Here is a 24,463-nt window from a genome sequence, read left to right on the forward strand (position 1 = left end):
GTTCTGAATTCTTGGTCAAAATGGCTTCCAGCGCTTTATAGACAAGCGCTTGAAGCTATTATTTCAGGAGCAAGCGCGCAGCGTCGCGGGCAAAGTAGGTCAGCACGCCGTCGGCGCCTGCGCGCTTGAAGGCCAGCAGGCTTTCCATCATCACGGCATCGTGGTCGAGCCAGCCGTTGGCGGCGGCGGCCTTGAGCATGGCGTATTCGCCGCTCACCTGATAGGCGAAGGTAGGCACGCGGAACTCGTCCTTCACGCGCCGCACGATGTCCAGATACGGCATGCCGGGCTTGACCATCACCATGTCGGCGCCTTCGGCGATGTCGAGGGCCACTTCGCGCAGGGCTTCGTCGCTGTTGCCCGGGTCCATCTGGTAGACGAACTTGTTGCTCTTGCCCAGGGCGCCACGCGTGCCCACGGCGTCGCGAAACGGGCCGTAGAAGGCGCTGGCGTATTTGGCGCTGTAGGCCATGATGCGGGTGTGGATGTGGCCCTGCACTTCAAACGCCTCGCGGATGGCGCCGATGCGTCCGTCCATCATGTCGCTGGGCGCGACGATGTCCACGCCCGCTTCGGCATGGGTGAGCGCCTGGCCGGTCAGAATCTCGACCGTTTCGTCATTGATGATGTAGCCCGTCTCGTCGAGCACGCCATCCTGGCCGTGGCTGGTGTAGGGGTCGAGCGCCACGTCGGTCATCACGCCCAGGTCGGGAAACTCTTTTTTCAAGGCGCGCACCACGCGCGGGATCAGGCCGTCGGGGTTCAGCGCTTCCTTGCCATCGGGCGTCTTGAGCGCCGGGTCAATGGCCGGGAACAGCGCCAGCACGGGAATGCCCAGCTTCACGCAATCCTCGGCCACGGGCAGCAGCAAATCCAGGCTGAGCCGGTCCACGCCGGGCATGGAGGCCACGGCCTCGCGCTGGTTCTGGCCCTCGTGTACGAACACGGGGTAGATCAGGTCGTGGGGCGTGACGGCATGCTCGCGCACCAGGTTGCGGGTAAAACTGTCACGGCGCAGGCGGCGTGGGCGGCTTTGCGGAAATGGGGTGGGGCTGGAGAGGTGCATGGAAACAATTATGAAGCCCCTGTGTCGCTTTGCGCCCCTCGCCCATGTGGTCGAACCTGCTGGGCTTTTTGCCGACTGCTGCTGCGTGCGGTGGCCCTTAAACTGCAGGCATGCTCTGGATCAAAGCCTTTCACATCGTTTTCGTGGCCAGCTGGTTTGCGGGTCTTTTCTATTTGCCGCGCATTTTTGTCAATCTGGCGATGGTGGCGCCCGGCTCGGTGGCCGAGCGCGAGCGCCTGGTGCTGATGGCACGCAAGCTGCTGCGCTTCACCACGATGCTGGCGGTGCCCGCTGTGGCACTGGGCCTGTGGCTGTGGCTGGGCTATGGCATCGGCCGCGGCCCGGGCAACGGCTGGATGCACGCCAAGCTGGCCGTGGTGGTGTTGGTGATCGGCTACCACCACGCCTGCGCGGTGCTGCTGCGCAAGCTCATTGCCAACAGCAGCCGCAAGAGCCATGTCTGGTTCCGCTGGTTCAATGAAGTGCCCGTGGTGCTGCTGCTGATTGCCGTGGTGCTCGTGGTGGTCAAGCCGTTCTGAAACCAGGGAGTCCGCGCCGGTGCACAAAACCTCTGCCTGGCCGCTCGCGCTGATCCATGCAGCGCTGATCGTCTTTGCCAGCCTGTTCCCGTTTGACGGCTGGCGCGACCAGGGCATCGACCCCTGGGTTTTCCTGTTGGCGCCGCTGCCACCGCCCTACTGGACGGGGTTTGATGTCGCCATCAACATGGCCGGTTACGCCCCGCTGGGATTCTTGCTGGTGCTGGCCCTGCTGCGCTCGGGCAGCGAGCGTGGGCCGGTGCTGCTGGCCACGCTGGCGGGCACGCTGTTGTCGCTGCTGATGGAATACCTGCAGATTTACCTGCCCCGGCGTGTGCCCTCCAATCTGGACCTGCTGCTCAACGCAGCGGGAGCGCTGGCGGGGGCGTGCACGGCGGCGCTGCTGGAGCGCTGGGGTGCCATCGACCGCTGGAGCGATTTCCGCGCCCGCTGGTTTGTGCGCGATGCGCGCGGCGCGCTGGTGCTGCTGGCGCTGTGGCCCGCGGCGCTGCTGTTTCCGGCGGCGGTGCCGTTTGGCTTGGGCCAGGTGCTGGAGCGGCTGGAACAGGCCCTCGAAGACTTGCTGGCCGACACGCCCTTTCTCGATTGGCTGCCGGTGCGCGATGTGCCGCTGGAGCCCTTGTCGCCAGGTGGCGAGTTGCTGTGCGTGACGCTGGGGCTGCTGATTCCCTGCCTGCTGGGCTATTGCGTCATTCGCCACATGGGGCGCCGCGCCGTGTTTGCCATGGGCGTGGCAGGGGTGGGCATTGGGGTGACGGCCCTGTCGGCGGCGCTGAGCTGGGGGCCGTCGCATGCCTGGAGCTGGCTGGAGCTGCCCACGCGCGTCGGGGTAGGGGCAGCGCTTGCGCTGGCGGCGCTGCTGCTGGCCTTGCCGCGGCGCGCCAGTGCGGCGCTGCTGCTGCTGGCGCTGGCCTGGCACCTGGGGCTGCTCAACCAGGCGCCCGCAAGTGCGTACTTTGCCCAGACGCTACAAATTTGGGAGCAAGGACGTTTCATCCGTTTTTTTGGCTTGGGTCAGTGGCTGGGCTGGCTGTGGCCTTATGCCGCACTGGCGTATGTGCTCTTTCGGGTGTCGCGCCGGGAGCCGCAAAACTAGAATGACTCCATGAGCGACACCCCCTCCACACCCGCCGCCGCGCCGGGCTATTACGCCCGCCACATCTTTTTTTGCCTGAACGACCGTGCCAACGGCGAGAACAGCTGTGCCCACCACGGCGCTCAGGAAGCCTTTGACCGGTGCAAGGCGCAGGTCAAGGCGGCGGGGCTTGCGGGCCCCGGCAAGGTGCGGGTGAACAAGGCCGGCTGCCTGGACCGTTGCGCCGCCGGCCCCGTGGCCGTGGTGTACCCCGAGGGCACCTGGTATTCCTATGTGGACGCCAGCGATGTGGATGAAATCGTGGAGTCGCACCTCAAAAACGGCCAGATCGTCGAGCGACTGGTCACGCCAGCGGAACTTGGGCGCTGAACGCCGCTCTACGGTTCTTTGAATGATTTTGGCAGCTAGCGCTTATCTGGTAAGCGCTAGTAGCTATTGAATGAGTAGCAACCCGTGAATGCACAAACCGAACGCCTGGCGCTGACTGGCGCCGCCGGTGCCATCGAGGCGGCGCGCGATGCGGCGTCCCTGCCCGATGGCGCGGCCCCCCGTGGCGTGGCCATCATTGCCCACCCCCATCCACTGTTTGGCGGCACCATGGACAACAAGGTGGTGCAGACCCTGGCGCGCGCCTTTACCCAATGCGGCTGGACCACGGTGCGCTTCAACTTTCGCGGCGTGGGCGCCAGCGCTGGCGTGCACGACGAGGGGCGTGGCGAGTTGCAGGACCTGCTGGCCGTGGTGCAGCAGGTGGCGCCCCAGGGGCCGATTGCGCTGGCCGGCTTCTCGTTTGGCGCCTTTGTCACCAGCCACGCCCTGGCCGCCCTGTGGGATGAGCGCGAGGTGGCGCAGGCGGTGCTGGTCGGCACCGCGGCGAGCCGCTTCACGGTGGCCCCCGTGCCGCCCGAGGCCCACCTGTGCACCCTGGTGCTGCATGGCGAGCAGGACGACACCGTGCCGCTGTCGGCCGTGCTCGACTGGGCGCGGCCCCAGATACTGCCTGTCACAGTCGTCCCCGGTGGCGGCCATTTCTTTCACGGACAATTGACGTTGCTGAAAAATCTGGTGGTGCGCCACCTCCAGTCCGTGCCGTGAGGCCCGGTCATGGCAGCGGCTGCGGTGCGTGCGCACCCATGGCTCTCCTTCCTGGCCTCACCGGTTTGTTTTTTTCCATCCCCGGGCCTTGCGCCCCATTTATTCCTGCCCCATGAAACGAATCTTGCCCGCGCTGCGATCCCTGGCCCTTTTTGCGGCGGTCGCGCCCGCTGCTTTCTTTGTCCACGCCCAGGCGCCCCAGCCCCCCGAGATCGCCGCACGCACCTACATGCTGGTCGATGTGACGGCCAACCAGGTGCTGGCGGCGAAAGACATCGATGCGCCGGTCGAGCAGGCCTCGCTCACCAAGCTCATGACGGGCTATCTGGTGTTCGATGCGCTGCGCGCCAAAAAAATCACGCTGGAGCAGAAGCTGCCCGTGAGCGTGCGCGCCTGGAAGATGCCCGGCTCGCGCATGTTCATCGACCCCAAGATGCAGGTGCCGGTGGATGACCTGCTCAAAGGCATGATCGTGCAGTCGGGCAACGACGCCACCATGGCACTGGCCGAGGGCGTGGGCGGCACGGCCGAGAATTTCGTCAAGCTCATGAACGACCAGGCAAAGGCCCTGGGCATGAAGGGCACGGCCTACAAAAATCCAGAGGGGCTGACGGAACCCGGCCACACCACCACGGCGCGCGACTTGGCCACCCTGGCCACCCGGCTGATGAAAGACTTCCCGGAGTACATGCACTATTACGCCACCAAGCAGTACAGCTACCCGGGCACGCCTGCCTCGAACGGCAACAACCGCAACGCGCTGCTGTTCCGCGACCCCACCGTGGACGGCCTCAAGACCGGCCACACCGACGCCGCCGGTTACTGCCTGGTGGCCACTTCCAAGCGTGATTTCCCCAACGTGGGCCAGCGCCGCCTGCTGTCCATCGTGCTCGGCGCCGCCAGCGAGAACGCCCGCGCCAACGAAAGCCAGAAGCTGCTGAACTGGGGCTACACCGCCTTTGATGCCGTCAAACTGTTCGATGCAGGCCAGCCCGTGGCCACGCCCGCCGTGTGGAAGGGCAAGGAAAGCACCATCAAGATCGGCCGCGCCCAGGCCATCGTGGTGGCTGTGCCTTCGGGCAGCGCCGGCAAGGTCACCACGCAGATCGTGCGCCAGGACCCGCTGGTGGCGCCCTTCACCAAGGGCCAGGCGATTGGATCGCTCAAGGTCGTGCTGGGGGATCAGCCGCTGGTCGAAGTGCCGCTGGTGGCGCTGGACGGTGTCGAGCAAGCCGGCATCATGGGCCGCGCCTGGGATGCGATCCGGCTCTGGATCAAATAACTGGGTTGCGCTGCAGCATGTCAAAAAAGATAGCTGTCAGCGCTTTGCCCAAAAGCGCAAAACCCCGATTTGACCGTAATTCGTGCCCATCAAGCAGGCGCCAGAACGTCGGGGGCAAGCGGGGCAGGGCTTGCCCATTGCGGGCTGCCCTGCTACATTAGAAGGCTTTTCGGAATTTCCGAAGGGATTCACGTTTTCGCTTTCACGAAGCATTTCACGTTTAGGGACGTATTCATGCCAACCATTAACCAGCTCGTGCGTCAGGGGCGTCAGGTCGAAACGACCAACTCCAAGAGCCCCGCGATGCAAAACTCTCCACAGCGCCGTGGCGTGTGCACCCGTGTGTACACCACGACGCCAAAGAAGCCTAACTCCGCTCTGCGGAAGGTCGCCAAGGTTCGCCTGACCAATGGCTTCGAAGTCATTTCCTACATCGGCGGCGAAGGCCACAACCTGCAGGAACACAGCGTCGTGCTGGTTCGCGGCGGTCGTGTCAAGGACTTGCCCGGTGTGCGTTACCACATCGTGCGCGGTTCGCTCGACTTGCAAGGCGTGAAAGACCGCAAGCAGTCGCGCTCCAAGTACGGCGCCAAGAAGCCAAAGGCCAAATAAGCCTGCGGTTGATCGAGATACAAGGTGCTGTTTCCCGCGTGGCGCGGTGATGCAGCGTAGTGACCCCAAGCGCAAATGTCTGCGTGGGTCGAGTAAGTGGGAGTCCAGAATGGCTCTCGCGGTGTCTGAAAAGATGCCAACTGAAGCAAGAATGAGGTGAAAAAATGCCACGTCGTCGCGAAGTCCCCAAACGTGAAATCCTGCCGGATCCCAAGTTCGGCAATGTAGAGCTGTCCAAATTCATGAACGTGATCATGGAAGGCGGCAAAAAAGCGGTTGCAGAGCGCATCATTTACGGTGCCCTGGAACTGATCGAGAAGAAGCACCCCGATAAAGACCCGCTGGAAGCTTTCACCGTTGCCATCAACAACGTCAAGCCCATGGTCGAAGTGAAGTCCCGCCGCGTCGGCGGTGCCAACTACCAGGTGCCAGTGGAAGTGCGTCCTGTCCGTCGCCTGGCCCTGTCCATGCGCTGGATCAAGGAAGCCGCCCGCAAGCGCGGCGAAAAGTCGATGGCCCAGCGTCTGGCCAACGAATTGCTCGAAGCCACTGAAGGCCGTGGCGGCGCCATGAAGAAGCGTGACGAAGTGCACCGCATGGCCGAAGCCAACAAGGCGTTCAGCCACTTCCGCTTCTAAACCGACGGATCGCTCTCGTCGTCTATCGCAAGGCTGCCGGCATTTTTGCCTGCAGCCTTGTGGCGATTGAGGCGGTCACAAAATTGACGGGTTGCAGCGCCAGAATGCTGGGCCCGCCCCCTGAATAACACGACCCATCCAAGGACCCACCATGGCTCGCAAGACCCCCATTGAGCGCTACCGCAACATCGGTATCTCGGCCCACATTGACGCTGGCAAGACCACCACCACCGAACGTATCCTGTTCTACACCGGCGTGACCCACAAGCTGGGCGAAGTGCATGACGGCGCAGCCACCACGGACTGGATGGAGCAAGAGCAAGAGCGCGGCATCACCATCACCTCGGCTGCCGTGACCTGCTTCTGGAAGGGCATGGACCTGTCCTACCCCGAGCACCGCTTCAACATCATCGACACCCCCGGCCACGTGGACTTCACGATTGAAGTCGAGCGTTCCATGCGCGTGCTCGACGGCGCCTGCATGGTGTATTGCGCCGTGGGTGGCGTGCAGCCCCAGTCGGAAACCGTCTGGCGCCAGGCCAACAAGTACAAGGTGCCTCGCCTGGCTTTCGTGAACAAGATGGACCGTACCGGTGCCAACTTCTTCAAGGTCTATGACCAGATGAAGCTGCGCCTGAAGGCCAACCCCGTGCCCGTGGTGATCCCGATCGGTGCCGAAGACAAGTTCCAGGGCGTGGTCGATCTGCTGAAGATGAAGGCCATCATCTGGGACGAAGCTTCGCAAGGCATGAAGTTCGAGTACCAGGAGATCCCTGCTGACCTGGTGGAATCCGCCAATGAATGGCGCGAAAAGATGGTGGAAGCTGCGGCTGAAGCCTCTGAAGAGCTGATGAACAAGTACCTGGAAGAAGGTAGCTTGAGCGAAGAAGAAATCAAGGCGGGCTTGCGCCAGCGCACCATCGCGACCGAAATTCACCCGATGCTGTGCGGCACGGCGTTCAAGAACAAGGGCGTGCAGCGCATGCTGGACGCCGTGATCGACTACCTGCCAGCACCGACGGACATTCCGGACGTGACGGGTACCGATGAAGACGAGCAGCCTGTCAGCCGCAAGGCCGATGACGGCGAGAAGTTCTCGGCACTGGCCTTCAAGCTGATGACCGACCCGTTCGTTGGTCAGCTGACCTTCGTGCGCGTTTATTCGGGCGTGCTGACCAAGGGCGACACCGTCTTCAACTCGGTCAAGGGCAAGAAAGAGCGTATCGGCCGTATCGTGCAGATGATGGCGAACGACCGCGTCGAAGTGGATGAAATCCGCGCCGGCGACATCGCTGCCTGCGTGGGCCTGAAGGACGTGACCACCGGCGAAACGCTGAGCGACATCGACTCGCCGATCATTCTGGAGCGCATGGTGTTCCCCGAGCCCGTGATCACGCAGGCTGTCGAACCCAAGACCAAGGCCGACCAGGAAAAGATGGGCATCGCGCTGCAGCGTCTGGCTGCCGAAGATCCATCGTTCCGCGTCAAGACCGACGAAGAGTCGGGCCAGACGCTGATCGCCGGCATGGGCGAGCTGCACCTGGAAATCATTGTTGACCGCATGAAGCGTGAATTCGGTGTGGAAGCCAACGTGGGCAAGCCCCAGGTGGCCTACCGCGAAACCATCCGTAAGACGGTGGAAGAGGCCGAAGGCAAGTTCGTGCGCCAGTCCGGTGGTAAGGGCCAGTACGGCCACGTGGTGCTCAAGATCGAACCCAACGAAGCCGGCAAGGGCATCGAGTTCGTCGACGCCATCAAGGGCGGTGTGGTTCCTCGCGAATTCATCCCGGCCGTGGAAAAGGGTATCAACGAAGCCGTCACGCAAGGCGTGCTGGCCGGCTACCCCGTGGTGGACGTCAAGGTCACGCTGCACTTCGGTTCGTACCACGATGTGGACTCGAACGAACTGGCGTTCAAGATGGCTGCCATCTTCGGCTTCAAGGAAGGCTGCCGCAAGGCCAACCCGGTCATCCTGGAACCCATGATGGCCGTGGAAGTGGAAACGCCTGAAGACTACGCCGGCAACGTGATGGGCGACCTGTCCAGCCGTCGTGGCATGGTGCAGGGCATGGAAGACATTCCTGGCGGCGGCAAGGCCATCAAGGCCGAAGTGCCTCTGTCGGAAATGTTCGGCTACTCGACCACGCTGCGTTCCGCAACGCAAGGTCGCGCCACGTACTCGATGGAATTCAAGCACTACAGCGAAGCACCTCGCAACGTGTCGGAAGCCATCATGGCTGCGCGGGCAAAATAAGTCCTAGGGGACAGACCAGCTTTGCTGCTCTGTCCCCTCTGACCAGGTCTTGGGGTCAACCAGCTTCGCTGCTCTGTTCCCTCTGACTAGGTTGAATTTGATTAAAAAAGGCCTCTAGCCCTTATCCAGAAAGCGCTAGAAGCTATTGATTGAATAGCAAATTGTTTTTGCAATCTGCGATCCGGTGCCGCCCCGTTGCCTGTGCAGGGCGAATCAGCAATCGGATGCAGACGTTAAACCACTACACAGGCATCGCTCTTTTGGAGAACTGAAAATGGCAAAAGGTAAGTTTGAACGCACCAAGCCCCACGTCAACGTGGGCACCATCGGTCACGTGGACCACGGCAAGACCACACTGACGGCGGCCATCGCCACGGTGCTGTCGGCCAAGTTTGGCGGCGAAGCCAAGGCCTACGACCAGATCGATGCAGCGCCTGAAGAAAAGGCCCGCGGCATCACCATCAACACCGCCCACGTGGAATACGAAACGGCCAACCGCCACTACGCCCACGTGGACTGCCCCGGCCACGCCGACTATGTGAAGAACATGATCACCGGCGCCGCCCAGATGGACGGCGCCATCCTGGTGTGCTCGGCCGCTGACGGCCCCATGCCCCAGACCCGTGAACACATCCTGCTGGCCCGCCAGGTGGGCGTGCCTTACATCATCGTGTTCCTGAACAAGTGCGACATGGTGGACGACGAAGAGCTGCTCGAACTCGTCGAAATGGAAGTGCGCGAACTGCTGGACAAATACAACTTCCCTGGCGACGACACCCCCATCATCCGTGGTTCCGCCAAGCTCGCCCTGGAAGGCGACAAGGGCCCGCTGGGCGAAGAAGCCATCATGAAGCTGGCCGAAGCACTGGACACCTACATCCCTACGCCTGAGCGCGCTGTGGACGGTGCCTTCCTGATGCCCGTGGAAGACGTGTTCTCCATCTCCGGCCGTGGCACCGTGGTGACCGGTCGTATCGAGCGCGGCATCATCAAGGTCGGCGAAGAAATCGAAATCGTCGGCATCAAGGACACCGTCAAGACCACCTGCACCGGCGTGGAAATGTTCCGCAAGCTGCTGGACCAGGGCCAGGCTGGCGACAACGTCGGCCTGCTGCTGCGCGGCACCAAGCGCGAAGACGTGGAGCGCGGCCAAGTGCTGTGCAAGCCCGGCTCGATCAAGCCACATACCCACTTCACCGCTGAAGTGTATGTTCTGAGCAAGGACGAAGGCGGCCGTCACACGCCATTCTTCAACAACTACCGCCCTCAGTTCTACTTCCGCACGACCGACGTGACCGGCGCCATCGAGCTGCCAGCCGACAAGGAAATGGTCATGCCTGGCGACAACGTGTCGATCACTGTGAAGCTGATCAACCCCATCGCCATGGAAGAAGGTCTGCGCTTCGCTATCCGCGAAGGCGGCCGTACCGTGGGCGCTGGCGTCGTGGCCAAGATCATTGCTTAATTTTTGAGCAGAACAAGGAACTTGCCATGTCCAAGCAAAAAATTCGCATCCGCCTGAAGGCGTTTGACTACAAGCTGATCGACCAGTCCGCTGCCGAGATCGTTGACACCGCCAAGCGCACTGGCGCCATTGTCAAGGGCCCCGTGCCCCTGCCAACGCGCATGAAGCGTTTTGACATCCTGCGCTCGCCGCACGTCAACAAGACCAGCCGCGACCAGCTCGAAATCCGCACGCACCAGCGCCTGATGGACATCGTGGACCCCACCGACAAGACGGTGGACGCCCTGATGAAGCTCGACCTGCCCGCCGGCGTGGACGTCGAAATCAAGCTGCAGTAATGGCTGTTGCAAGGTGGGTTCGCCCGCCTTGCAGTGTCTGAAATGGCGCGAACTTGCTTGAAAAAGCAGTTCGCGTTATACTTTAGGGCTTCGCTCAATTTGCGCCTTTTAAAAGGTGCCAGTTGGGGGAAGTTTTAATAACCCTCTTTCATGCATGTGAGTGAAAACTTGCATGCAACGCCGCAGCCAATTGAAGTTGTGGCGGTGGAAGTTTTGGAGAAACAAATGAGTCTGAGCAACTCCCTGGGGTTGCTGGGTCGCAAGGTGGGCATGATGCGTCTGTTCACCGATGACGGGGATGCAGTGCCTGTCACGGTGGTGGATGTTTCCAACAACCGCGTAACCCAGATCAAAACCCAAGAGAACGATGGCTACGTGGCCCTGCAGGTCACGTTCGGTTCGCGCAAAGCATCGCGCGTGACCAAGCCAGAAGCCGGTCACCTTGCCAAGGCAGGTGTGGAAGCCGGTGAAATCATCCAGGAATTCCGCGTGACCGCCGATACCGCAGCCCAGTACCAAGCTGGCGCATCGGTGGCTGTGACGTCCGTGTTTTCCGTGGGTCAGAAGGTCGACGTGCAAGGCACTTCGATCGGTAAAGGCTACGCCGGTACCATCAAGCGCCACAACATGAGCTCGCAGCGCGCGTCGCACGGTAATAGCCGTTCGCACAACGTGCCTGGCTCGATCGGTATGGCACAAGACCCCGGTCGCGTGTTCCCCGGCAAGCGCATGACGGGCCACCTGGGCGATGTCACCAAGACCACGCAAAACCTCGATGTCATCCGCATCGACGAAGCGCGTCAACTGCTCTTGATCAAGGGCGCTATTCCGGGCTCCAAGGGTGGGTTCGTGACGGTGCGTCCAGCGATCAAGGCCAAAGCCTCCAAAGGAGCGAACTAATGCAGCTCGAACTCCTGAATGACCAAGGCCAGGGCGCATCCAAGCTGGATGTTCCTGAAACCGTGTTCGGTCGTGAATACAACGAAGATCTGGTGCACCAGATCGTGGTGGCCTACCAGGCCAACGCACGCCAAGGCACTCGCGCCCAGAAGGACCGCGAGCAAGTCCGTCACTCGACCAAGAAGCCTTTCAAGCAAAAGGGTACGGGTAACGCACGTGCAGGTATGACTTCCTCGCCTCTGTGGCGCGGGGGCGGTCGGATTTTCCCGAACATGCCTGACGAAAATTTCACGCAGAAGATCAACAAGAAGATGTACCGTGCCGGTATGTCTGCCATCTTGTCGCAGCTGGCCCGCGAAGGCCGTCTGGCTGTGGTCGATTCGCTGAAGCTCGACTCGCCCAAGACCAAGGTCCTGGCCGACAAGTTCAAGGCGATGAACCTGCAATCGGTGATGGTGATCGCCGATGAAGTGGACGAAAACCTGTACCTGGCTTCGCGCAATCTGGTGAACGTGCTCGTCGTCGAGCCGCGTTACGCCGATCCCGTGTCGCTGGTGCGTTTCAAGAAAGTGCTCGTCACCAAGGGTGCAATCGACAAACTCAAGGAGATGTTCGCATGAGCACACTCAAGTTTGACGAAGGTCGTCTGATGCAAGTGCTGGTCGCTCCCATCGTGTCCGAAAAGGCCACCATGGTTGCCGAGAAGTCCAATGCTGTGACGTTCAAGGTGCTGCAGAACGCTACCAAGCCAGAAATCAAGGCCGCTGTGGAATTGATGTTCAAGGTCGAGGTCAAGGGCGTTTCTGTGGTGAACACCAAAGGCAAGACCAAGCGTTTCGGCAAGACTGTCGGCCGCCGCGACAACGTTCGCAAGGCATACGTCACGCTGCAGCCTGGTCAAGAGCTGAACCTGTCTGGGGAGGCCGCGTAATCATGGCTGTCATCAAGATGAAACCCACTTCGCCCGGCCAACGTGCCGTGGTGAAGGTCACGCGTGACCACCTGTACAAGGGTGAAGCGTACGCCCCGCTGCTGGAGCCACAATTCCAGAAGGCCGGTCGTAACAACAACGGTCACATCACGACGCGCCACAAGGGCGGTGGTCACAAGCACCACTACCGCGTGGTGGACTTCAAGCGCAACAAGGACGGCATTGCAGCCAAGGTTGAGCGCATTGAGTACGATCCGAACCGCACGGCCCACATCGCTCTGGTGTGCTATGCCGACGGCGAGCGTCGCTACATCATCGCTCCCCGCGGTCTGGAAGCTGGCGCAACGCTGATGAGCGGTTCGGAAGCCCCGATCCGCGCAGGCAACACGCTGCCGATCCGCAACATCCCCGTGGGCTCGACGATCCACTGCATCGAGCTCAAGCCCGGTGCCGGTGCCCAGATCGCTCGCTCGGCAGGTGCTTCGGCAACGCTGCTGGCCCGTGAAGGCATCTACGCCCAGGTGCGTATGCGTTCCGGTGAAGTGCGCAAGATTCATATCGAATGCCGCGCCACCATTGGCGAAGTGGCCAACGAAGAGCACAGCCTGCGCCAATTGGGCAAGGCCGGTGTGAAGCGCTGGATGGGTATTCGTCCTACGGTTCGCGGCGTTGCCATGAACCCGGTGGATCACCCTCACGGTGGTGGCGAAGGCCGCACCGGCGAAGGCCGTCATGCAGTCGATCCTTGGGGCAATCTGACCAAGGGTTATCGCACCCGTAACAACAAGCGCACACAGGTCATGATTGTGTCGCGTCGCAAGAAGTAAGGGGTAACAGATGACTCGCTCTCTTAAAAAGGGTCCATTTGTTGACCATCACTTGCTGGCCAAGGTCGAAAAGGCCGTTGCCACCAAGGATAAGAAACCAGTGAAGACCTGGTCGCGTCGCTCCATGGTTCTGCCCGAGTTCATCGGTCTGACCATTGCCGTGCACAACGGCAAGCAGCACGTACCTGTCTACGTCACCGACCAGATGGTGGGCCACAAGCTGGGCGAATTCGCCCTGACGCGCACCTTCAAGGGTCACCCCGCGGACAAAAAAGTCCAGAAGAAATAAGGAACGACCATGTCTGAAACACGTGCAGTCCTCCGGGGCGTCCGTCTGTCGGTCGACAAAGGCCGTCTGGTCGCTGATCTGATCCGCGGCAAGAAGGTGGACCAGGCCCTGAACATCCTGACGTTCACGCAGAAAAAAGCTGCTGGCATCGTCAAGAAGGTTCTGGAATCGGCAATCGCCAATGCAGAACACAACGATGGCGCTGACATCGACGAACTGAAGGTCAAGACCATCTACGTCGAACAAGGCACCACGCTCAAGCGCTTCACCGCGCGCGCCAAAGGCCGCGGCAATCGCATCAGCAAGCCCACGTGCCATGTGTACGTGACGGTTGGTAACTGAGGCCAAGGAAGACTATGGGACAGAAAATCCATCCTACCGGCTTCCGCCTTGCGGTCAGCCGCAACTGGTCTAGCCGTTGGTACGCCAGCAACCGCGATTTCGCGGGCATGCTGGCCGAAGACATCAAGGTGCGCGAGTACCTGAAGGCCAAGTTGAAGAACGCCGCCGTGTCGCGCATCCTGATCGAGCGCCCCGCCAAGAACGCCCGCATCACCATTTACTCGGCACGTCCGGGCGTGGTGATCGGCAAGAAGGGTGAAGACATCGAGAACCTCAAGAAGGAACTCGCTGCTCGCCTGGGCGTGCCGGTCGCAGTGAACATCGAAGAAGTGCGCAAGCCTGAAATCGATGCCAAGCTGATCGCCGACAGCATCACGCAGCAGCTCGAAAAGCGCATCATGTTCCGCCGCGCCATGAAGCGCGCCATGCAAAACGCCATGCGTCTGGGTGCCCAGGGCATCAAGATCATGTCGTCCGGTCGTCTGAATGGTATCGAAATCGCGCGTTGCGAGTGGTACCGTGAAGGCCGCGTGCCACTTCACACGCTGCGTGCCGATATCGACTACGGTACCTCCGAAGCCAAGACCACCTACGGTGTGATCGGCGTCAAGGTCTGGGTCTACAAGGGTGACACCCTGGGCCGCAACGATCTGCCGGCTGTGGAAACCCCACGTCCGGAAGAAGAGCGTCGCCCACGTGGCCCGCGCCGTGATGGCCGCCCAGGTGGCGACCGTCCAGGTGCTGGTCGTGGTCCCCGCCGTCCCATGGGCGCCAACAGCGCTCCTGCCGATGGCAGCGACAAGCCCGTCGGCGCCGGTGGCGCCGATGCAACCGCCGTTAAGCGCGTTCGTAAAGTTGACGCGCCCGCTACAGCAGCGGACGGCAAAGGAGAATAAAGATGCTGCAACCTGCTCGCCGCAAGTACCGCAAGGAGCAAAAGGGCCGTAATACCGGTGTCGCAACGCGGGGTGCCTCCGTTGCGTTCGGTGATTTCGGTCTGAAGTGCACCGATCGTGGCCGTCTGACGGCCCGCCAGATCGAAGCTGCACGCCGTGCGATTTCCCGTCACGTCAAGCGTGGCGGCCGTATCTGGATCCGCGTGTTCCCGGACAAGCCAATCTCTACCAAGCCCGCAGAAGTGCGTATGGGTAACGGTAAGGGCAACCCCGAGTACTACGTGGCTGAAATCCAGCCCGGCAAGATCGTTTTTGAAATCGTGGGCGTGCCTGAAGAACTGGCCCGCGAAGCGTTCCGCCTGGCTGCCGCCAAGCTGCCGCTGCGCACCACGTTTGTCAGCCGCCTGATTGGCTCGTAATTCAGGAGAACATGCAATGAAAGCTACTGAACTGCGCCAAAAAGACGTCGCCGGCATCGAAACCGAAATCAAGGCCTTGCAAAAAGCCCATTTCGGTCTGCGCATGCAGAAGGCCACGCAACAGCTGGGTAACACCAACACGCTGCGTACCACCCGTCGCGACATCGCTCGCGCCAAGACCATTCTTGCTGAAAAGCAAGCCGCCAAGTAAGGAGCCCCTATGACGGAACCTAAAAAATCCCTCAAGCGCACCTTGATTGGCAAGGTGGTCAGCGACAAGCGTCAAAAGACCGTGACTGTGCTGGTTGAGCGCCGTGTGAAGCACGAGCTCTACGGCAAGATCGTCGGCAAGTCGAGCAAGTACCACGCCCATGATGAAAAGGGCGAGTACAAGCTGGGCGACACGATCGAAATCACCGAGAGCCGTCCGCTCTCCAAGACCAAGAACTGGGTTGCTACCCGTCTGGTTCAAAAGGCCGGCCTGCTCTAAGCCCTAAAGGCTGACGGCTGCAAAGCCCTTCAAAACGACCCACAATGTGGGTCGTTTTGCTTTGTGGGATGCAATGTGCACCCCGGCGGAATTTCCTCAGCCTTTTGGAGATGAACATGATCAAAGTCGGTGATACCCTGCCCGCCACCACCCTGATGGAATACTCGGAAGTGGAGGGCGAAGGTTGCAGCATCGGCCCGAACGCCGTGCCCGTGGACAAGGCCACCGCCGGCAAGACCATTGCGCTGTTTGCCCTGCCGGGTGCCTTCACCCCCACCTGTTCTGCCCAGCATGTGCCCGGCTATGTGGCGAAGGCGGCGGAGTTCAAGGCGGCGGGCGTGGACGAGATCTGGTGCTTGAGCGTCAACGATGCCTTTGTGATGGGTGCCTGGGCGCGCGACCAGAAGACCGATGGCAAGGTGCGCATGCTCGGCGACGGCGATGCCGCCTTTGCCAAGGCCACGGGCCTGACGCTGGATCTGACGGGCAAGGGGCTCGGTCTGCGCAGTAACCGCTATTCGATGCTGGTGCGCGACGGCAAGGTCGTTACGCTCAATGTGGAAGCCCCCGGGCAGTTCGCCGTGAGCGATGCCGATACGTTGCTGGCGCAAGCCAAGGCTTGATGGTTGCTATAAAATAAATAGCTGCAGGCGCTTTATATATAAGCGCTTGCAGCCTATTTGACTCAAAGAATGTCCGCCTTGAGGTAATGCGCCCCGGCAATGGGGTTGTGATAGTAGGGCGGAATTTCCTCGAAGCCGAGGTCGCCATACAAGGCCCGCGCGGACTCCATTTCGTCCAGCGTATCGAGCAGCACGCAGGCGTATCCGGCCTGCCGCGCCGCATCCAGCGCGGCCTCGGCCAGCTGCCGGCCCAGGCCAAAGCCCCGAAACGCCTTGCGCACATACAGGCGTTTCATTTCGGCGGCGTTGGGGTAGTCTGCTGTGTCCATCGGGCGCAAGGCGCAGCAGCCGGCAATGGCACCGTCCACCTCGGCCAGCAGCAAATGCCCGCGCGGTGCTGCGTACTCTCCAGGCAACTGCGCCAGTTCGGTTTCGAAATCCTGAAAGCACAAATCGACATCCAGGCTGTCGGCATACTCCCGGAAGATGGCTCGCACCGCCTCCAGCTCATGGGGCTGGGACGGGGTCAGCAGGGTGACAGGTAGCTTTTCCACAACGCAAGCGGGCTGATGCAAAAGAACAGTGTAGCGGCACTGGCCTGCAGGCAGCACTGCATGAAGGCCTGAGCCCAACCCGGAGCTCCCAACCCGTGCCCACCATCAGGATGTTGCGGCGCAGGCCGCACGCACGACCAAAGCCTGCGGGGCAACTATCGATGGCAGTGAATCAGGTTTCTGCCAGCAGTTTTTCGATCAGCCGGTGCAGTTCCGGAAAGTCGGGGGCCCCGACATAGCTTTTCACAATCTCGCCGCGCTTGTTGACGATGAACGTCGAGGGCGTCAGGCGCACGTCGCCCCAGGCCTTCGCTGCCGCGCCCGTGTTGTCGAGCGCCACCTTGAACGGCAGCTTGCGCGATTCGGCAAAGTTCACCACGTAGCTGGGCGGGTCGTAGCTCATGGCCACGGCCAGGGTGTCAAAGCCCTGGGCGTGGTATTTGTTGTGGGTGGCGATGATTTCGGGCATCTCGGCCACGCAGGTGGTGCAGCTGGTGGCCCAGAAATTCACCAGCGTGACCTTGCCGCGCAGATCGGCAGTGGTTTGGCGCGAGCCGTCCAGCAGCACGAACGTGGATTCGGGCGCCGCAGAACGCCCGGCGTCCAGATACACCCACGCACCCACGCCGACAAAAGCCACCAATGCGGCGCCCACCGCCCAATGCTTGATACCCATGACATCCTCATCCAAAAACTGTGGGCCACGCCCAAGGCTGCATTGTGCAGGACTCCCTGCCCATCCTGTCGCCCCGTGTGACCATTTAAAAGAGACTTCGTACGGCCATAAAAGTTCGCTCGGGCGGGGCATGGCGCCGCGCCGCTGCATGCCACTGCCCATAATCGGGCCATGAACTGGACATTGACCTGGCCCGTCGCCCTGCTGCTGGCCGCCTGCAGCCCCGCCCTGAACTGGCGCAGCGTGCCGCTCGACGGTGCCGCGCTCATTGCCACCCTGCCGTGCAAGCCCGACCATGCCACGCGCACCGTGGAAATGGCCGGTGCGCCGGTGGAACTGGCCATGGCAGGCTGCGAAGCCGACAACGCCACCTTTGCCGTGTCGTCTGCCGCACTGCCCGATCCCGCCCGGGCCGATGCTGCGCTGGCGCATTGGCGGGCTGCCGTGCTGGCCCGCGTGGGGGCCACCACCGTGCTCTCCGAGCAGCCGTTTGCCCGGCCGGGCATGCTGCCGCAGCCATCGTCGGTGCGTCTGGTGGCGCAGGGCCGGCGCGCGGATGGCACGCCCGTCACCGTGCAGGGTGTGTGGTTTGCGCGCGCGGTGGGCCCGCAAGTGCGGCTGTACCACGCGGTGGTGTACACCGCCAAGCCCCGGCCCGACGTGGCCGACGCCCTTTTTGCCGGCCTGAGTCTTCAATGAGCCTGTTGCAGCCGCGCACCGCCCGCGGCCGGACTGTGGCGGCAGCGTTTTGGGCCGCCATAATGCAAGGCAAACCATCACACCATGAGCACCAGCATTCTCATCATTGCCCACGCCCCGCTGGCGCATGCCTTGCGCGAATGCGCGCTGCATGTGTTTGCCGACTGTGGCGACAGCGTGGCGGCGCTGGACGTGCAGCCCCACGCGGCCCCTGAAGACAGCCTGGCGCAGGCGCACGGCCTGCTGGAGCAGCTGGGCATCCATTCCACGCTGGTGCTGACCGACTTGTTTGGCGCCACGCCCTGCAATATCGCCCAGCGCCTGGTGGACGGCGTTGGCTCGCGCCTGGTGGCGGGGGTGAACCTGCCCATGCTGCTGCGTGCCGTGAGCTACCGGGCTGAACCCCTGGATGCCGTGGTATCGCGCGCCGTGGTGGGCGGCACCCAGGGTGTGATGCAGGTGGCCATTGCGGCGCCGCAGAACCAGATTCGACGAAACTCCCATGACCAAGACCCGTACAACCATCAACAATAAGCTGGGCCTGCATGCCCGGGCGTCGGCCAAGCTGACCAAGCTGGCGGGCAGTTTCCCCTGCGATGTTTTCATGAGCCGGGGCGAGCGCCGCATCAACGCCAAGAGCATCATGGGCGTGATGATGCTGGCCGCCGGCATGGGCACCGAGGTGGAAATCGAGACCATTGGCGAGCGCGAGCAGGAGGCCATGGATGCACTGCTTGCGTTGATTGCCGACAAGTTCGGCGAGGGCGAGTGATCTTGGCTGCCGTGCGTGCCGATCGCGCGGGGTGCTGGCCCGGCGCGATGCGCCTGGGCTGACGCGGTGGTAGAACAGTTGCCAGAAAAGGATCTTCGATGACGTTTTCCGTCCACGGTCTTGCGGTTGCCCGGGGCATCGCCATTGGCCGGGCCGTGCTGGTGGCTTCGAGCCGCGTGGATGTGGCGCACTATTTCATCCAGCCCGAGCAGGTGCTGGCGGAAGTCGAGCGGGTGCGCCAGGGGCGCAACGCGGTGGCCGAGGAATTGCAGCGCCTGCAGGCCGACATGCCGCCCGATGCGCCACCTGAGCTGACTGCGCTGCTGGACGTGCATCTCATGCTGCTGCAGGATGAGATGCTCACTGGCGGGGTCAAGCACTGGATTTCCGAGCGCCTGTACAACGCCGAATGGGCGCTGACCACGCAGTTCGAACTGATCGCGCGCCAGTTCGACGAGATGGAAGACGAATACCTGCGCGAGCGCAAGGCCGACCTGGAGCAGGTGGTCGAACGCATCCTGCGCTACATGAAGGGCGTGGCCAGCCCCGTGGCGCCGCCGGCCAGCAGCCCGCGCCGCAAGACCCAGCAAGACCTGCTGCTCGACGACACGGTGGATGTGCCCTTGGTGCTGGTGGCGCACGACCTGTCGCCGGCCGACATGCTGCAGTTCAAGCAAAGCGTGTTCGCCGGCTTCGTGACCGATGTGGGCGGCAAGACCTCGCACACCGCTATCGTGGCGCGCAGCATGGACATTCCGGCCGTGGTGGGGGCGCGTTCGGCCAGCCAGCTGGTGCGCCAGGACGACTGGGTCATCATCGACGGCGATGCCGGGGTGATGATTGTCGATCCCTCGCCTATCATCCTGGCCGAATACGGCTTTCGCCAGCGCCAGATTGATCTGGAGCGCGAGCGCCTGGCGCGCCTGCGCCACACGCCCGCGGTCACGCTCGACGGCCACAAGGTGGAGCTGCTGGCCAACATCGAGCAGCCCGGCGATGCCGCGGCCGCCGTGCGCGCTGGCGCCGTGGGTGTGGGGCTGTTCCGCAGCGAATTCCTGTTTATGGGAAAAAACGGCAATTTGCCCGACGAAGACGAACAATACCGCGCGTACTGCGAGGCTATTGATGGCATGCAGGGCCTGCCGGTCACCATCCGCACCATCGACGTGGGCGCCGACAAGCCGCTCGACAAAGGCTTCAAGGACACGCACCTGAACCCGGCGCTGGGCTTGCGCGCCATCCGCTGGAGCCTGGCCGATCCGTCGATGTTCCGCAACCAGCTGCGTGCCGTGTTGCGCGCCGCGGCCTATGGCAAGGTCAAGCTGTTGTTCCCGATGCTGGCGCACCTGCACGAAATCGAGCAGACGCTGGCCCAGGTCGAGCTGGCGCGTGCCGAGCTGGATGCACGGGGCGTGCCCTATGGTCCGGTCGAGCTCGGTGCCATGATCGAGGTGCCCGCAGCCGCGCTGATGGTGCGCAGCTTTCTGCGGTATTTCGACTTTCTGTCCATCGGCACCAATGACCTCATCCAGTACACCCTGGCCATTGACCGGGCCGACGAAGCCGTGGCACACCTGTATGACCCCTTGCACCCCGCCGTGCTGCGCCTGGTGGCCGACGTGATCGCCGAGGGCGAGCGCCAGGGCAAGAGCGTGTGCGTGTGCGGTGAAACCGCCGGTGACGTGACCATGACGCGCCTGTTGCTCGGACTGGGCTTGCGCAGTTTTTCCATGCATCCGGCGCAGATCCTTGCCGTGAAGCAGGAGATCTTGCGGGCCGACACGCGCAAGCTGGCCTCGTGGGCGCAGCAGGTGCTTACAGGCGACGAACTTCCGGCGGCCTCGCTGATGATTTGATTTGCTATTGATTAGATAGCTGCTTACGCTTGATGGACGGGCGCTAGAGGCCTATTTGGTTCAAATTCATCAGCGGGCACGCATGCCCATCACGGCGGCGCTGATGATCATGGCCGTGGCGACGGCGATGCTCCAGCTGAACGGTCGGTCGCTTACCACCAGCAGCAGCGCAGTGGAGGCCAGCGGCGTGAGGTAGCTCAGGATGCCGATGTGCCGCGCATCCCCGAGCTTGAGCGCCTTGTCCCACAGAAAGAACGACGCGCCCAGCGGGCCCAGGCCCAGCACGGCCAGCAGTGCCCAGTCGCGCGCCTGCAGCGACACGGCCGGCTCCAGCACCACATGGCACAGCAGCGACAGCACGCCCGACACCAGCCCGAACAGACCAATGGCCGTGGTGGGGAAGACCGCCACGCGCTTGGTCAGCAGCGAGTAGGTGGCCCAGATAAAGGCGGCGGCGAGGGCGGGCAGATAGCCCCAGGCGAGCGTGCCGCTGAGTTCACGCCCACCCGCCATGGCAATTGCCGCGCCGGCAAAACCGAGCAGTGCGGCCAGCACATGCGGCAGGCGCAGTGCCACGCCGGGCAGCACCACCGGTGCCAGCACCACGATGAACAGCGGCCACAGGTAGTTGACCAGGTTGGCCTCGACCGGCGGGGCATGGCGCAGCGCGATGAACAGCAGGAAGTGGTACGCAAACAGGCCATACACGCCCAGCGCCAGCGTGCGCGCGGGAATGCGCCATTGCGAGGGATCGCGCAGCACAAAAGGCCATGCAGGCACGCTGCCGATGATGAGTGCGATGCCCGTGAGCAGGAATGGCGGAATGTGCGTGAGCGAAACGCCCAACGAGGCGAGCGAGGCCCACAGGGCGATGGCGCCCAAGGCGTACAGATTGGCTTGCATGCGCTGACTATAGGCGGGCGCCGCGCTGCGTCGGGCTGGGTGGCGGCGCAGGCAGCGCCGGTCGGCTCGCAACCAGTGGGCGTCGCTGCGCTGGATTTACACGCCGGCGGCGTGCGCTTGCTGGTCGGCGTGGTAGCTGCTGCGCACCATGGCGCCCACGGCGGCATGGCTGAAGCCCATTTTGTAGGCCTCTTCCTCGAACATCTTGAAGGTGTCGGGGTGCACGTAGCGGCGCACCGGCAGGTGGCTGTTGCTGGGCGCCAGGTACTGGCCGATGGTCAGCATGTCGATGTTGTGCGACCGCATGTCGCGCATCACCTGCAGGATCTCGTCGTCTGTCTCGCCCAGGCCGACCATGATGCCGCTCTTGGTAGGCACATTGGGGTGCAGGGCCTTGAACTTTTTCAGCAGGTTCAGGCTGAACTGGTAGTCGGAGCCGGGGCGCGCTTCCTTGTACAGGCGGGGCGCGGTTTCCAGGTTGTGGTTCATCACGTCGGGCGGGGCGGCTTTCAGGATCTCCAGGGCGCGGTCGTCGCGGCCGCGGAAGTCGGGCACCAAAATCTCGATTTGCGTCTGGGGCGAGAGTTCGCGGATGTTCTGGATGCACTCCACAAAGTGGCCGCTGCCGCCATCGCGCAGGTCGTCGCGGTCCACGCTGGTGATCACCACGTATTTGAGCTTGAGTGCGGCAATGGTCTTGGCCAGGTTCAGCGGCTCGTCCTTGTCGAGCGGATCGGGGCGGCCGTGGCCCACGTCGCAGAAGGGGCAGCGGCGCGTGCACTTGTCGCCCATGATCATGAAGGTGGCCGTGCCCTTGCCAAAGCATTCGCCGATGTTGGGGCACGACGCTTCTTCGCAGACGGTGTGCAGCTTGTGCTCGCGCAGGATGTCCTTGATCTCGTAAAAGCGCGTGGTGGGGCTGCCCGCTTTCACGCGGATCCATTCGGGCTTCCTGAGTACCTCGCCTTGTTCCACCTTGATGGGAATGCGCGACAGCTTGGCCGCTGCCTTCTGCTTTGCCAGTGGGTTGTAGGTTTCGGCGGATTGCGCTTCGCGGACGACTTCAGGGGTGCTCATGGGGTGTAGGCGGCGTAGAGGGGTTCAAGGCACCAGGCGAATGCTGAGCTGCTGGCCCAGCACCTGCGCGGCTTCGTCCCAGGTGGTGTGGACCCCGATTGTAGAAAGGTCCACCGTTTTCAATCCTGCGTAACCGCAAGGGTTGATGCGTTCATAGGGTTCGAGGTCCATCGCCACATTGAGCGCCACGCCGTGGTAGGTGCAGTGCCGGCTGACCTTGATGCCCAGTGCCGCAATTTTGCCCAGACCATCGAAGTCGGGTATCGGTGCTTCATTGCCCATGCGCTTTTGCGGGCGCTGGGGCAGCAGGGCGTGGCTGTGCGGGTCATCCAGGCGCACATAGATCCCCGGTGCGCCGCCCACGCGGTGGCCAGTAACGCCAAAGTGCGCCAGCGTGCGGATCACGGCCTCTTCCACGCGGTAAACGTATTCCTTGACGAAGTAGCCGGCGCGCTGCAGGTCGATCAGCGGGTATGCAACCACCTGCCCGGGGCCATGGAAGGTGACCTGCCCGCCGCGGTTGGTGGCGAGCACGGGAATGTCGCCAGGGTGCAGGATGTGATCGCTTTTGCCTGCTAGCCCTTGCGTGTAAAGCGGTGCGTGCTCACATATCCAGAGCGCATCGGGACTCTCTGGCGTGCGATTCGCCGTGTAGTCCTGCATGGCCTGCACGGTGGCGGCGTAATCGACCCGCCCCAGCGTGCGAATGTCGATGGCCATGCCTTACAGCACCACTTTCACCAGTGGGTGGGACGACAGCGCACGGTACAGGCCATCGAGCTGCTCGCGGCTGGTGGCGGTGATGGTGATGGTGACGCCGAGGTAGTTGCCTGCACGGCTGTCGCGCAGCTCAATCGTGGCCGCATCGAAGGTCGGGTCAAACTGGCGGGCCACCTCGGTGACCGCATGCACAAAGCCGTCCACCTTGGCGCCCATGACCTTGATGGGAAACCGGGATGGATATTCGATCAGCGAGTCCTTGCGGGGACCCTCGGCTGATGATGTGCTGCCGTTGGCTGCCGGAATCGGGGGGGTGGTCATGGTTCGTTTGCTTCGTTTTTAATAGCTATGGACGCTTTGCCATTGTGCGGCAAAGCCTGCTGGAGGCAAGATGTTCTCGAGGTGCCCGTGCATCATGACGGTGCAGAAAGGCGGACTTTTTGCGCCGTGCGTCGTTGGCCGTTGGCTACAACCGGGCAGCGCACGCACCACTTTCGCCACGACATTGCGGGTCTTTGCCGTTTGTCACGGGTTTGTACTTATAATTAGAGGCTTTGTGAAAGTTCCGGTCTGTAACGCGGGCGTCATTCAACAATGAAAACAATCGCGCCTGAGATTGAAACTGAGGCTGAAGAATCTGACTTCAAGCCCCTGACGGCCCAAGAGGCTGAGCAGTGGCGCAGTCGCAACCCTCCCATCTCGGTGTGGAAGGTGGTGGCGGGTCAGGCGCTGGTCGGAACGCTGGTGGCCCTGGTGGCCTGGGTGTGGACGGGCAGGGCATCGGTGGGTTGGTCTGCAGCCTACGGTGCTTTGGCGGTGGTGGCTCCGGCTGCGCTGTTTGCCCGTGGTGTGCTGCGCCACAAGGCGTCTGCCAATCCGCGTGCCGCCATGGTGGGGTTCTTTGGCTGGGAAATCGCCAAGATCGTGTTGACGGTGGCGCTGCTGGCGGCGGCACCTCGGCTGGTGCCGGAATTGAGCTGGATCGCTCTGCTGGCGGGTATGGTGATCGCAATGAAAACGTACTGGGTGGCACTGTTGGTGCGGCCTGGTGTTCGAAAAACCGATTGATATAGAGAAGAGTTG

At 62.5% G+C, this 24,463-nt stretch carries 33 protein-coding genes; 26 read left to right on the forward strand and 7 right to left on the reverse strand.

The features are described 5' to 3' along the window. Positions 1 to 58: 58 nt before the first annotated feature. A complete protein-coding gene (gene hemB / locus CCX87_RS01030) occupies positions 59 to 1,066 on the reverse strand; it encodes a porphobilinogen synthase (RefSeq protein ID WP_087743089.1) in 1,008 nt (335 codons plus the stop codon). Between the two features lie 110 nt (positions 1,067 to 1,176). On the opposite strand from hemB, the gene CCX87_RS01035 reads away from it, so the two are divergent. The 21 genes from CCX87_RS01035 to CCX87_RS01135 all read left to right on the forward strand — a co-directional run bounded on the left by CCX87_RS01035 (position 1,177) and on the right by CCX87_RS01135 (position 16,123). Continuing rightward, positions 1,177 to 1,605, forward strand: coding sequence for a CopD family protein (locus CCX87_RS01035; RefSeq protein WP_087743092.1), 429 nt, complete (start codon positions 1,177 to 1,179; stop codon positions 1,603 to 1,605). 19 nt (positions 1,606 to 1,624) lie between these two features. Further along, positions 1,625 to 2,722: a VanZ family protein gene (locus CCX87_RS01040; RefSeq protein WP_087743094.1), complete on the forward strand. Its 1,098-nt coding sequence runs from the start codon at positions 1,625 to 1,627 to the stop codon at positions 2,720 to 2,722. Between the two features lie 9 nt (positions 2,723 to 2,731). Then, positions 2,732 to 3,091, forward strand: coding sequence for a (2Fe-2S) ferredoxin domain-containing protein (locus tag CCX87_RS01045; protein ID WP_087743096.1), 360 nt, complete (start codon positions 2,732 to 2,734; stop codon positions 3,089 to 3,091). A gap of 84 nt (positions 3,092 to 3,175) precedes the next feature. Continuing rightward, positions 3,176 to 3,817, forward strand: a complete 642-nt coding sequence (locus CCX87_RS01050) for an alpha/beta hydrolase (RefSeq protein WP_087743098.1) — start codon at positions 3,176 to 3,178, stop codon at positions 3,815 to 3,817. Between the two features lie 112 nt (positions 3,818 to 3,929). Further along, positions 3,930 to 5,099, forward strand: coding sequence for a D-alanyl-D-alanine carboxypeptidase family protein (locus CCX87_RS01055; protein ID WP_087743100.1), 1,170 nt, complete (start codon positions 3,930 to 3,932; stop codon positions 5,097 to 5,099). Positions 5,100 to 5,333: 234 nt separating this feature from the next. Next, on the forward strand, positions 5,334 to 5,711 hold the full coding sequence (gene rpsL, locus CCX87_RS01060; RefSeq protein ID WP_024813771.1) for a 30S ribosomal protein S12: 378 nt from the start codon (positions 5,334 to 5,336) through the stop codon (positions 5,709 to 5,711). A 164-nt stretch (positions 5,712 to 5,875) separates the two neighbouring features. Beyond that, positions 5,876 to 6,349: a 30S ribosomal protein S7 gene (gene rpsG, locus CCX87_RS01065; RefSeq protein ID WP_005798541.1), complete on the forward strand. Its 474-nt coding sequence runs from the start codon at positions 5,876 to 5,878 to the stop codon at positions 6,347 to 6,349. A 151-nt stretch (positions 6,350 to 6,500) separates the two neighbouring features. Then, positions 6,501 to 8,603: an elongation factor G gene (gene fusA, locus CCX87_RS01070; protein ID WP_087743102.1), complete on the forward strand. Its 2,103-nt coding sequence runs from the start codon at positions 6,501 to 6,503 to the stop codon at positions 8,601 to 8,603. 274 nt (positions 8,604 to 8,877) lie between these two features. Continuing rightward, positions 8,878 to 10,068: an elongation factor Tu gene (gene tuf / locus CCX87_RS01075; protein ID WP_024813773.1), complete on the forward strand. Its 1,191-nt coding sequence runs from the start codon at positions 8,878 to 8,880 to the stop codon at positions 10,066 to 10,068. Positions 10,069 to 10,094: 26 nt separating this feature from the next. Then, a complete protein-coding gene (gene rpsJ, locus CCX87_RS01080; protein WP_005796953.1) occupies positions 10,095 to 10,406 on the forward strand; it encodes a 30S ribosomal protein S10 in 312 nt (103 codons plus the stop codon). A 225-nt stretch (positions 10,407 to 10,631) separates the two neighbouring features. Then, positions 10,632 to 11,306: a 50S ribosomal protein L3 gene (rplC, locus tag CCX87_RS01085; protein ID WP_007847818.1), complete on the forward strand. Its 675-nt coding sequence runs from the start codon at positions 10,632 to 10,634 to the stop codon at positions 11,304 to 11,306. Continuing rightward, the gene (gene rplD / locus CCX87_RS01090; RefSeq protein ID WP_008906425.1) at positions 11,306 to 11,926 is read left to right on the forward strand and encodes a 50S ribosomal protein L4; all 621 of its coding nucleotides are present in this window, start codon (positions 11,306 to 11,308) and stop codon (positions 11,924 to 11,926) included. Before rplC ends, rplD begins: the two co-directional genes overlap by 1 nt. Next, entirely contained in the window at positions 11,923 to 12,237 is a 315-nt protein-coding gene (gene rplW / locus CCX87_RS01095) for a 50S ribosomal protein L23 (RefSeq protein ID WP_007847815.1), read from the forward strand. The genes rplD and rplW overlap by 4 nt, the downstream gene beginning before the upstream one ends. Before the next feature lie 2 nt (positions 12,238 to 12,239). Beyond that, on the forward strand, positions 12,240 to 13,064 hold the full coding sequence (rplB, locus tag CCX87_RS01100) for a 50S ribosomal protein L2 (protein ID WP_026437400.1): 825 nt from the start codon (positions 12,240 to 12,242) through the stop codon (positions 13,062 to 13,064). 10 nt (positions 13,065 to 13,074) lie between these two features. Continuing rightward, positions 13,075 to 13,353, forward strand: coding sequence for a 30S ribosomal protein S19 (rpsS, locus tag CCX87_RS01105; protein WP_005796963.1), 279 nt, complete (start codon positions 13,075 to 13,077; stop codon positions 13,351 to 13,353). Between the two features lie 9 nt (positions 13,354 to 13,362). After that, positions 13,363 to 13,695 (forward strand): 50S ribosomal protein L22, encoded by a 333-nt coding sequence (gene rplV / locus CCX87_RS01110; protein WP_005796970.1) that lies wholly within the window; start codon positions 13,363 to 13,365, stop codon positions 13,693 to 13,695. 14 nt (positions 13,696 to 13,709) lie between these two features. Beyond that, on the forward strand, positions 13,710 to 14,591 hold the full coding sequence (gene rpsC / locus CCX87_RS01115) for a 30S ribosomal protein S3 (RefSeq protein ID WP_086911060.1): 882 nt from the start codon (positions 13,710 to 13,712) through the stop codon (positions 14,589 to 14,591). Positions 14,592 to 14,593: 2 nt separating this feature from the next. After that, the gene (gene rplP, locus CCX87_RS01120; protein ID WP_005796975.1) at positions 14,594 to 15,010 is read left to right on the forward strand and encodes a 50S ribosomal protein L16; all 417 of its coding nucleotides are present in this window, start codon (positions 14,594 to 14,596) and stop codon (positions 15,008 to 15,010) included. A 16-nt stretch (positions 15,011 to 15,026) separates the two neighbouring features. Beyond that, positions 15,027 to 15,221: a 50S ribosomal protein L29 gene (rpmC, locus tag CCX87_RS01125; protein WP_024813779.1), complete on the forward strand. Its 195-nt coding sequence runs from the start codon at positions 15,027 to 15,029 to the stop codon at positions 15,219 to 15,221. 9 nt (positions 15,222 to 15,230) lie between these two features. Next, the gene (gene rpsQ, locus CCX87_RS01130) at positions 15,231 to 15,500 is read left to right on the forward strand and encodes a 30S ribosomal protein S17 (protein WP_086926311.1); all 270 of its coding nucleotides are present in this window, start codon (positions 15,231 to 15,233) and stop codon (positions 15,498 to 15,500) included. A 116-nt stretch (positions 15,501 to 15,616) separates the two neighbouring features. After that, positions 15,617 to 16,123 carry a peroxiredoxin gene (locus tag CCX87_RS01135; protein ID WP_087748108.1) on the forward strand — a complete coding sequence of 169 codons (507 nt, stop codon included), beginning with the start codon at positions 15,617 to 15,619 and terminating at the stop codon, positions 16,121 to 16,123. A gap of 62 nt (positions 16,124 to 16,185) precedes the next feature. Here the strand turns inward: CCX87_RS01135 and CCX87_RS01140 are convergent, their stop codons facing one another. Next, positions 16,186 to 16,677, reverse strand: coding sequence for a GNAT family N-acetyltransferase (locus CCX87_RS01140; RefSeq protein ID WP_087743103.1), 492 nt, complete (start codon positions 16,675 to 16,677; stop codon positions 16,186 to 16,188). A 172-nt stretch (positions 16,678 to 16,849) separates the two neighbouring features. Then, positions 16,850 to 17,353 carry a peroxiredoxin family protein gene (locus CCX87_RS01145; protein ID WP_087743105.1) on the reverse strand — a complete coding sequence of 168 codons (504 nt, stop codon included), beginning with the start codon at positions 17,351 to 17,353 and terminating at the stop codon, positions 16,850 to 16,852. A gap of 171 nt (positions 17,354 to 17,524) precedes the next feature. On the opposite strand from CCX87_RS01145, the gene CCX87_RS01150 reads away from it, so the two are divergent. The 4 genes from CCX87_RS01150 to ptsP all read left to right on the forward strand — a co-directional run bounded on the left by CCX87_RS01150 (position 17,525) and on the right by ptsP (position 20,680). After that, complete coding sequence (locus CCX87_RS01150) at positions 17,525 to 18,052, forward strand: hypothetical protein (RefSeq protein ID WP_087743107.1); 528 nt, start codon at positions 17,525 to 17,527, stop codon at positions 18,050 to 18,052. Between the two features lie 84 nt (positions 18,053 to 18,136). Further along, positions 18,137 to 18,586: a PTS sugar transporter subunit IIA gene (locus CCX87_RS01155; protein WP_087743110.1), complete on the forward strand. Its 450-nt coding sequence runs from the start codon at positions 18,137 to 18,139 to the stop codon at positions 18,584 to 18,586. Beyond that, a complete protein-coding gene (locus CCX87_RS01160) occupies positions 18,555 to 18,824 on the forward strand; it encodes an HPr family phosphocarrier protein (RefSeq protein WP_087743112.1) in 270 nt (89 codons plus the stop codon). The genes CCX87_RS01155 and CCX87_RS01160 overlap by 32 nt, the downstream gene beginning before the upstream one ends. A gap of 98 nt (positions 18,825 to 18,922) precedes the next feature. Next, positions 18,923 to 20,680, forward strand: coding sequence for a phosphoenolpyruvate--protein phosphotransferase (ptsP, locus tag CCX87_RS01165; RefSeq protein WP_087743114.1), 1,758 nt, complete (start codon positions 18,923 to 18,925; stop codon positions 20,678 to 20,680). A gap of 69 nt (positions 20,681 to 20,749) precedes the next feature. On the opposite strand, the gene CCX87_RS01170 is transcribed toward ptsP, so the two are convergent. The 4 genes from CCX87_RS01170 to CCX87_RS01185 all read right to left on the reverse strand — a co-directional run bounded on the left by CCX87_RS01170 (position 20,750) and on the right by CCX87_RS01185 (position 23,701). Beyond that, a complete protein-coding gene (locus tag CCX87_RS01170; protein ID WP_087743116.1) occupies positions 20,750 to 21,583 on the reverse strand; it encodes a DMT family transporter in 834 nt (277 codons plus the stop codon). A gap of 96 nt (positions 21,584 to 21,679) precedes the next feature. After that, a complete protein-coding gene (lipA, locus tag CCX87_RS01175) occupies positions 21,680 to 22,660 on the reverse strand; it encodes a lipoyl synthase (protein ID WP_087743117.1) in 981 nt (326 codons plus the stop codon). A gap of 24 nt (positions 22,661 to 22,684) precedes the next feature. Further along, positions 22,685 to 23,380 carry a lipoyl(octanoyl) transferase LipB gene (gene lipB / locus CCX87_RS01180; protein WP_087743119.1) on the reverse strand — a complete coding sequence of 232 codons (696 nt, stop codon included), beginning with the start codon at positions 23,378 to 23,380 and terminating at the stop codon, positions 22,685 to 22,687. 3 nt (positions 23,381 to 23,383) lie between these two features. Beyond that, complete coding sequence (locus CCX87_RS01185) at positions 23,384 to 23,701, reverse strand: YbeD family protein (protein ID WP_087743123.1); 318 nt, start codon at positions 23,699 to 23,701, stop codon at positions 23,384 to 23,386. A gap of 273 nt (positions 23,702 to 23,974) precedes the next feature. Here CCX87_RS01185 and CCX87_RS01190 point away from each other — a divergent pair, with 273 nt between their 5' ends. Continuing rightward, positions 23,975 to 24,448: an ATP synthase subunit I gene (locus tag CCX87_RS01190; protein WP_087743128.1), complete on the forward strand. Its 474-nt coding sequence runs from the start codon at positions 23,975 to 23,977 to the stop codon at positions 24,446 to 24,448. Positions 24,449 to 24,463 lie beyond the last annotated feature (15 nt).

Origin of the sequence: Acidovorax sp. T1 (genome assembly GCF_002176815.1) — a bacterium.
Classification (GTDB): domain Bacteria; phylum Pseudomonadota; class Gammaproteobacteria; order Burkholderiales; family Burkholderiaceae_C; genus Acidovorax.